3 protein-coding genes are annotated in these 7,746 nt (G+C 62.1%); all 3 read right to left on the bottom strand.

The annotated features are described in order from the left end of the window. Positions 1 to 10: 10 nt before the first annotated feature. From KDD17_RS04285 to KDD17_RS04275, 3 genes are read right to left on the bottom strand one after another with little or no spacing between them, the layout of a single operon-like run. A complete protein-coding gene (locus tag KDD17_RS04285; RefSeq protein ID WP_212705438.1) occupies positions 11 to 6,406 on the bottom strand; it encodes a hypothetical protein in 6,396 nt (2,131 codons plus the stop codon). Next, the gene (locus KDD17_RS04280) at positions 6,403 to 7,095 is read right to left on the bottom strand and encodes a hypothetical protein (RefSeq protein WP_212705437.1); all 693 of its coding nucleotides are present in this window, start codon (positions 7,093 to 7,095) and stop codon (positions 6,403 to 6,405) included. The genes KDD17_RS04285 and KDD17_RS04280 overlap by 4 nt, the downstream gene beginning before the upstream one ends. Beyond that, positions 7,092 to 7,742 (bottom strand): hypothetical protein, encoded by a 651-nt coding sequence (locus KDD17_RS04275; protein ID WP_212705436.1) that lies wholly within the window; start codon positions 7,740 to 7,742, stop codon positions 7,092 to 7,094. Before KDD17_RS04275 ends, KDD17_RS04280 begins: the two co-directional genes overlap by 4 nt. Between the last annotated feature and the right edge of the window lie 4 nt (positions 7,743 to 7,746).

Here is a 7,746-nt window from a genome sequence, read left to right as displayed (position 1 = left end):
TCTTCGCCGATCAGGTCCTGACCGCCGGTGTAGTAATAGTAGTCCCCCCCGCGCCGCCGCGCATGATGTCGTTGCCCAGCCCCGCGCGCAGCACATCCGCCGAGCCTGAGCCGATGATCTCGTCGAAGGTGTCGCGCTCCTCGCTGACCTCCAGCGAGATGCGGAAACGGTCGTAGACCGTGCCATCACCGAACACGATATGGTTGACGCCGCTGTCCTGACGCCCGCCCGCCAGCAGCGGGTTGAGCTCCCCGAGGAAGTGATCGTTCACGGTGATCGACTTGTCGAGGTCGTTGTAGCTGATGACCAGATCCTGGCCCTTGCGCTCAAAGGTCACGTCGTCCGGCGTCACCCCGGTCAGCCGCAGATCATCAAGATCTCCGTCGTCGTAGTCGGTAATCGTGTCGTGGCCAGTCAGCTCACCGGCGAAATAGGCATCCTCCCCGTCGCCGCCCAGAAGGGTCTGATCGCCGTCCGCGAGATAGAAATAATCCGTCCCCGTGGTGCCCAGAACCTCCGTGACGGTCTCATCAGCGGCCATGCGCAGCCGCCCCTCGTCGAGCTGCATCGCGTACATCGCGGCGGCCAGATCCAGCGGTGAGGCGTTCCGCTCGAACGCGGGGATCAGGTTTTGCAGCACGAACACCTTGTCGGCGCGCACCGATTGCCCGCCGTCGTTGTTCTCTCCGCTCGGCGCATAGTCGGGGATGACCTGCGCCAGCAGTTCGGCCCAGGATTGCAGGTATTCGACCGCCGGCTGATAGTCGCCCGGCAGCGCCTTGAATATCGCGTCGAAGACCGGGATCAGTTCCTCGTCGGTGGTGGGCCGGTAGGCGTCGATCTGCGCGTCATAAGCGATGCCCTGCGCAAAATCGGCCAGCCCGCCCTGAAACGCCAGCCGCATGGCATAGCCATTGGCCGTCTGGATATAGTTCGGCACCACCTCGTCGAGCAGCGCGATCACCTGATTGATGCCCGAGACATAGCCATCCGGCCCCGCAATGCCCGTATCGGACCGTGGCGAGACCGTGTAGGACAACACGCCCGTCTGCGCGTCGATTGTGCCGCTCAGCATCTGCGGCTGGAATTCGAACCCGGCAAAGGCCAGCGCAAAATTCATCTGCCCCGGTGTCAGGATCTCCACTCGGAACTGGCTGTCGTCGGTGGAGTTCACCTCATCGAGCGTGTCAAAATCGATCTCGAAGTTGCGCAGGTTGAATTCCTGAGCGGTGCCGTATTTCGCCTGAAGCTCCAGCGCCCGGTCGACATTGCGCGCCCAGACGTGGAATGTGCCGTTCTGGTCGGTGATCTCGACCGTGTAATCGGTCACGATGCCGTCGACTTGCCGCACGCCGATCTCTTGCACGGCCACGTCGTTGAGCGGGTTGAACCCGAAGGATTCCGCGCGCCATTGCTGGCCCACCGTGGCGGCCTGCGCCAGCACCTCCTCAAGCGTGGGCGCGGCGATGGGGGCGCCTTGCGCGTCGGTGATCGGCGTGCCGCTGGCCAGCTGCCAGCTGCCATCGGGCTGTTGGGTCCCCCAGTCGAGCACGGTCGCGACCCCGTCAATAACCTCGACGAGGAAGGGCCGTTCGCTGCGATGCTCCAGCGCCGCGGCGCGCGTCGCGGGGGAGAACGCCTGCGTGATCTGCCAGCCGCCCTCAAGCGCCAGCACATCGGCCATCGTCGGCCGGTCGATTTGCACGCCGCCCGCATCCAGCACGGGCGCGCCGCTGGCCAATTGCCAGTAGCCGCCGGTTGCGTCCTCAACCCAGATCGCGCGGTCCAGAACCGTCTGCGTGCCGTCCACATCACCGATCCGCACAGGCGTCAGCTCACGCGATTGCGCCTGGGCAAAGCCCCACAGGCTCAGCGTCTCTCCCACCTCGGCGCGCAGGGTGCGCATGTCGATGGTCGTCATCCCGTCGGCGGCGGCACGCGCGATATCGGCCAGTTCCAGATCGTTGGCCATCGCCACGTCGAGGTTGACCAGATTGCCAAAACCGCGGCTTTCCAGCTTGGGGGCAGCCGTGATCCCGATCTCGCCCCGGAAGGCGGTGAAGGTCTCGCTTGCGTCAAAGATCGCGTCGTAAAGCTTGGTCACCCGCCCGTCGGCAAAGGTCACATCCCCCTCCCGCAAGAGCCGCGTCTTGGCCGGGGTGACAAAATCGCCCATGTCCTGGCCCCAGGCGTCAATCCGGGTGATACCGTTGCTATCGAGCGACGATAGCTCGCCCGCGTCCGTCTGCGCGTCCTGATCGAAATCGCGCCAGATCGTCAGATCGGCCCAGATCGCATCCTCGACGGTAATCACCCCGTCGTCATTGTCGTCATAGTCGCGCAGCTCGGCAAAGCCCGACAGGCCCGGCCCGCCAAAAAGCTCGGTGATGTCCGAAATCAGCCCGTCGCCGTTTCGATCCAGCGCGAGAAACCCGTCATCGGCATCGAGCCAGCCGGTACGCTCGGCAAAGAAATCGCCGTCAAGGTCGAAATAGACCTCAAGATCGCCGATGGCCGATGTCTCGATCCCGTCACCGTCCAGATCGATCACCAGCGGGTCGTTACCCTCGCCCCACTGCAGGTTCTTGGCCCTCAGCGCCGACGCACCTGCCTGCACCAGAACATGCTCGATCATCGGGATCCAGCGGGTCAGCCCACCGGGAAAGCCGGGAATCCACGAAATGATATCAAGGACAGGGTTGCTGTCCTTGAAAAGCATCGACATGTCGCCCCCGGCGTTGACGTTGAAGGTGACATTGCCGCTGACGACCTCGCGCAGGCCGGTCCAGGCGTTGATCGGCTGCTCGCCCTCGTCGAAACCTTCGGCAAAGGCGATGCCCCACATGGTCGTCTTTTGCTCGAAATTCTGGAACCGCATGGAATTGCCGGTCGAGGGCGCGCCCGCGCCCCAGGTCTCTCCCCCCGTCGAGGTAGCCCCCGGCAAGCGGTTGATGACAAAGAATTCATCGCCGACCTGCTGATACTGAATATGCGGTGTCAGATAGTCGTAATAGATTTCGGATTTGTAGGTCGCAAAGCCCGAGACAGAGACGATGGCGTCCAGCAGGATCGTGCGTACCGGACCCAGCGGCAGGTTCTGCGCGCCGCCGATCAGCGGCCGATCGAAATAGCGCAGATAGTCGTTCTCGTCGGGGTCCTTCATCGTGACGCCCGGCGCCCACCAGATCAAATCGCTGTCGCCCGTTCCGCTGCCGGATCCATCGCCAAGGTTGGTATCGCCGTAGATCTCGCCCCCCGCCGAGGTATTATAGATCCAGTCCTCGCCGTCACCGCCAACGGTCAGCGCCTTTTTGCCTCCCTTGACCACGATCCAGTCGTCGCCCGCCCCGGCGTCGAGTTTGGTCCGCAGCTCGCCCTTTGCAGTGGTGCCGCCGCCTTCGGCGCCGCCCTTGCTTTCGGGGATGGGGGCATCCTTGTCAAAATAACCGGGATTGATGACATAGATGTTGTCGTTGCCCGCCCCGGAATTGATGTGCGCGACCGCGCCGGGGCGGTTGTCTTCGGCCCAGTTGCCAAAGCTATCCAGCGCAATGCCGGCCGCCGCCTGAATGAATGTATCGCCCTGCGCCGTGCCGGTGAATTTCTCGACGTTCATCAACGTCAGCGGCGTCTCGGTTTCAAGCGGATCGAAGCCTGGCAACAATTCGTCAAGCGCGTGGCCAAACACCATCTCATAGGTTTCCATGAGATCGCCCTGTCGCGGCGCCTCATCGCCCCCATCGTGAAGCCGCAGCGAGCCATTGACGATTTCGATCCCGCGGCCCAGCGCGGAAAAGTCCAGCTCGTCAAAGTCCTGCTGCGTGACCGGTCCCTTCTCGAACGCGCCAAAGTCGATGATCTGCGGCACCGACAGCCAGCTCTCCTGCACCCGCGCGAGATCGCTTTTCTCCGACAGGATGATCGTTTCGACGTCGTGGAAGAGATCGCGGAAGGGATCAGATCGGTCGCCACCGTTGCGATCCACGATCGACAACTGCACAAATTCCGCCCCTCCAAACGTGCCATCTCCGATCGTGCGCAGCGAAACATCCGTCAGCTCAAGCCCCAGCTCCGCAAGCGCATCACTTTGGGTGGGCTCCAACAACGCGGAGTAACGGTATTCATCGTTTTCAGCATCATCAACGCTGCGGGAAACGACTGACTGATATACCTCTTCAGCGGCGATCTCGCGATGGGTCGCATAGAAGATGTCGTCGATATCGCGGCCTTCATCGTTTCGCTTTTGATCTTCGACGAAATAGTCGACGACCTTATCCGCCCCCAGCCGACCAAAGACGATGTCCTGCCCGCTGCCGTCGTATGGCTTATCTTCGGTCGATTTGCGCAGTGAAAGATGGACCTCGTCATCCGCGTCGCTGAGCAGAAAGATCGTGTTGTCGTTGGAACCATAAACCGTCTGCGCCACATCGGCCGAGATGAACAGGCTTGCGGTCATATCGAACAGCGCTTCGGTCGCCGCAGCGTTGTCGCCCTGAGCAGGTTTACGCTCGGCAAGGTGTTCCTCACCGGACGCATTGTCTATCGCGATCTGCACCTCACGAATGAACCGCCCGACAACACCTGTCAGCTGCCATTGGCGGTCGTCATCGCCCTCGCCGTAAACCGCGCGCAGGATCTGCGGCAGCCCGGTCAGCGCAAAGGCGGAATCCGTCGCCTCCTCCGGATCGAGAAGCTGATCGTCCTGCGTCGTCGCCCAGAGCGCCGACTTGATCCAATGCCCAAGCCGTCCGACTTCACGCGTCGTGTTGACAACATTGGTGCCGCTGTCGTTGAGCTCCCACAGGTGCGACGACAGGTTGATCAACATCAGATCGGCCGATGCCGTCTCATCATCGGGGTCATCGGCAAAGTCGATATGCGCACCACCTGCCGTGAATGTCAGGATCCCCTGCTCGGGTCGCAGATCGGTATGCTGTTTGAAATCGACTTCTTGCAGCGCCATCTGTCCGGCAAATTGCACAATTGCTTCTGATACCGCCGAAAACAGGTTCTTGGGACCGTTAAAGTAGTTCTGGAACCGGACAAGGCCGGTCGCCTCATGCAGGGAGCCAAGCTCGTCAATGTCATCGACCATCGCCCGGATACCGGTATTGCCGAACACCAGACCGCTCGACTCCTCAAGCGCAGAATAGGCGATCGCATGACGCATTTTTGCGCTGGTCGTCGCCTTGCCCGCGATGTTCGTGAAACCGGCGGCGACGGCGATGCTTTCGGAGAGGTAGTCTGGGCCGTTGGGGTCAATCTCGTTGTCGAAATAGGCCTCCATGAATTCGCGCGCGATATAGCGCCACTTTTCGATTTCGGGATCAGAATTTGGCTGCGCATTGTTGCTTTTCTCCGCCGAAAAACGAAGCAGCGTCAGCAGATCAATCATGTGAAGCACAAGCGCGCGATCAGCCAAATCGGTAAAGAAGGGATCGATGGTTGCGTCGTAGACGATCCGGTCCGAGGTGTTTTGAACGTGACGCTGGTAGATATACGTCAGGTCAGCGGCGAGATTGCCGTATTCTCGCATGCTGTCATTATCGGCGAGGAAGTTGATGTAGTCGGCAAGATCGGGATCGGCTGCGAGGAACTCCTGAGCGACCTCCGTCTCCACCAGCGATTCGATGATCGGGCCAAGCGCGCCGCCGAACAGCTGAAAGTCGCCGTTGCGCACGCTTTCGAGGATTTCATTCTTCGTCGAAATTTCGAGCCAGCTGGTGCTGTTGATCCCATCAAACGCAAAATTCGCGTCGCCCGATCCGACCCCGCCGCCATCCCGCACCATGCTGTCGAGCAGGTCTCGCAGGGTCGAGATGAATTCAGCGGGCGAAAGCTGACCCTCAGCACCCAGCCCCCGCTGGTCGGCGATGTCCTGCATGAACGCGGCAATCGAGAAGGGCATATTGTCATAGCCTACCCCTTCGGTGCCCGACAGTGCCGAGACAAACCCAGCCAAGCCGCCGCCGAGTGAGTGACCGGTCAGGATCGCGTTGGACGCTTCCTGCCGGTAGCCGGGCAGACCGGTTTGCGCATCCATGGTCTGACCCGTCGCGGAGGTGAAAAAGTCCAACGCCAGGCTCGATTGGTTCCAGCCGGTAAATCCTCCGCCCATGGTCCAACCACGGGTAAAGTCAGGCGCCCCGTCGGTGCCGCGATAGGAGATTGCGAATGTCTCGCCTCCCCAACCTGAGATGCCCGTCGCGTTCACATCGTATGAGACCGCGTAAAAACCCTGTTCTTGCCAGCGGGCATAGTCCTCTACCGAAACGCCATCCGCGCTGGCGCTGCGTACCGTGGCACCACCGATGTTTGACTTGCCGTGCACCATGCCCGGATCGTAGCCCTGATGATAGGAATCCATGGCCAGGATCGACAGAAACAGCTCGCGGGAAATGGTCATCTTTTGACTCCGGCAACAAATTCGAAAGGCGCGATCTGAAGAGCGCGCGCGCCCGGACGGGGCAGCGTGATCCAGTCGTCGTATGTGGCGAGCCACGGCAGGATATTGTGCAGGCGCCCCCCGGTTGAGGCGGCCTGCAGGGTCGGGCGTGTCGTCACCCCAACCAATGTGTGACCCGGCCCGTAGAGGGCTGCGAGATCGCCCAGGTCCACCAGTTCGGCGCTGTTTGGGTCAGCCGGATCGGCAAAACGGAAAAACACCAGACCCGGCAGCGCACCAAAGAGCGCGGGATCAACGGGACGCGGATCGCCCTCCCCCTGACTGCTCAGCGTATCGAGAAAGATCTGGCGCGGAGACAGCTCCGCGTAGGCGCTTTCAAAGAATTCTGTGTTCCGGATGATGCCAAAGATCCATGCATCGGGCGCGATCTCAAGCATCAGGGGACCGCCCTGCACCGTGTATTCGATCTGCGTGATCGTCGCAAAAGGCGGCGACTCGGCGTAGAATGTCGCGTTGATCTCGTGCACCGCGCGGGCGCTCACAGGCCCCGCGGGCGTCGCGACGGTCAGCCTCGTCTCCTGCGCCCAGCCAAAGCGTTGCGCGCCTGCCTGCGCGCCGCTGACCAGCACGCAGCAAACGAGGACCAGAATTACCGTGCGCAGGGGCACGGTTGAGAAAGGAATGCTCACGACGCCTCCCTCACGAAATCCCGACGGCGCAGCCCGTTGAGCGGATGACCATAGCTGCGCCGGATCCCGTCGCCCAGAGGCACGTTCGCGTCGCCCCACCACGGCAGCAGCGCGCTGATCGGCGTCGTGGGCGCGGCGGGTTCCTGGCGCGCCTGCACGGTAATCCGTTCCAGCATCATCCCTTGCCCAAAGACCGCCGCCATGTCTGTCGGATCGACAAGAACGAGGCTTACGGCATCGTGCGGATCGGTGAACGCGACCAGAGCGGGCCAGAGATCACGCGGAAGCGGCAGCGCTTCTTCCTGTGCCATCACCCCCTGCAGATCCGCGCCCATTGTCGTGTCGGTCAACCTCAAAGCGTAGCGCGCGCGCCAGACACGCCAGCCCGTGCGATCATCGAATGGCACCGCCAGAACCGGGCCGCCCAGCGACACCACCAGGGCGCGCCCCGCGATCTGTACATCGTCGCTGTCCAGCGCCCCCGCCCAAACCTGCGCGGGATCGAAGGAGACCGCCACGCTTTGCGACAGCGCGACGGGGCCATCGTTCGTGGACAGATGCAAGGTCATGACCTCGTACCAGGCGGCAGAAGACGCGCAGGCGGTCAGGGCCAGAAGCCAGGCCCCAAGCGTGGCGCGCACCGCCATCCGC

Source organism: Sulfitobacter albidus (assembly GCF_018200035.1).
GTDB lineage: Bacteria > Pseudomonadota > Alphaproteobacteria > Rhodobacterales > Rhodobacteraceae > Sulfitobacter > Sulfitobacter albidus.
The sequence above is the reverse complement of the archived record's forward strand: the minus strand, read 5'-3'. Positions and strand labels throughout refer to the sequence as shown.

Excerpts from the sequence above, each read along its gene's own strand:
- KDD17_RS04285 (WP_212705438.1), bottom strand. The coding sequence starts at position 6,406 with ATGACCATTTCCCGCGAGCTGTTTCTGTCGATCCTGGCCATGGATTCC.
- KDD17_RS04275 (WP_212705436.1), bottom strand. The coding sequence starts at position 7,742 with ATGGCGGTGCGCGCCACGCTTGGGGCCTGGCTTCTGGCCCTGACCGCC.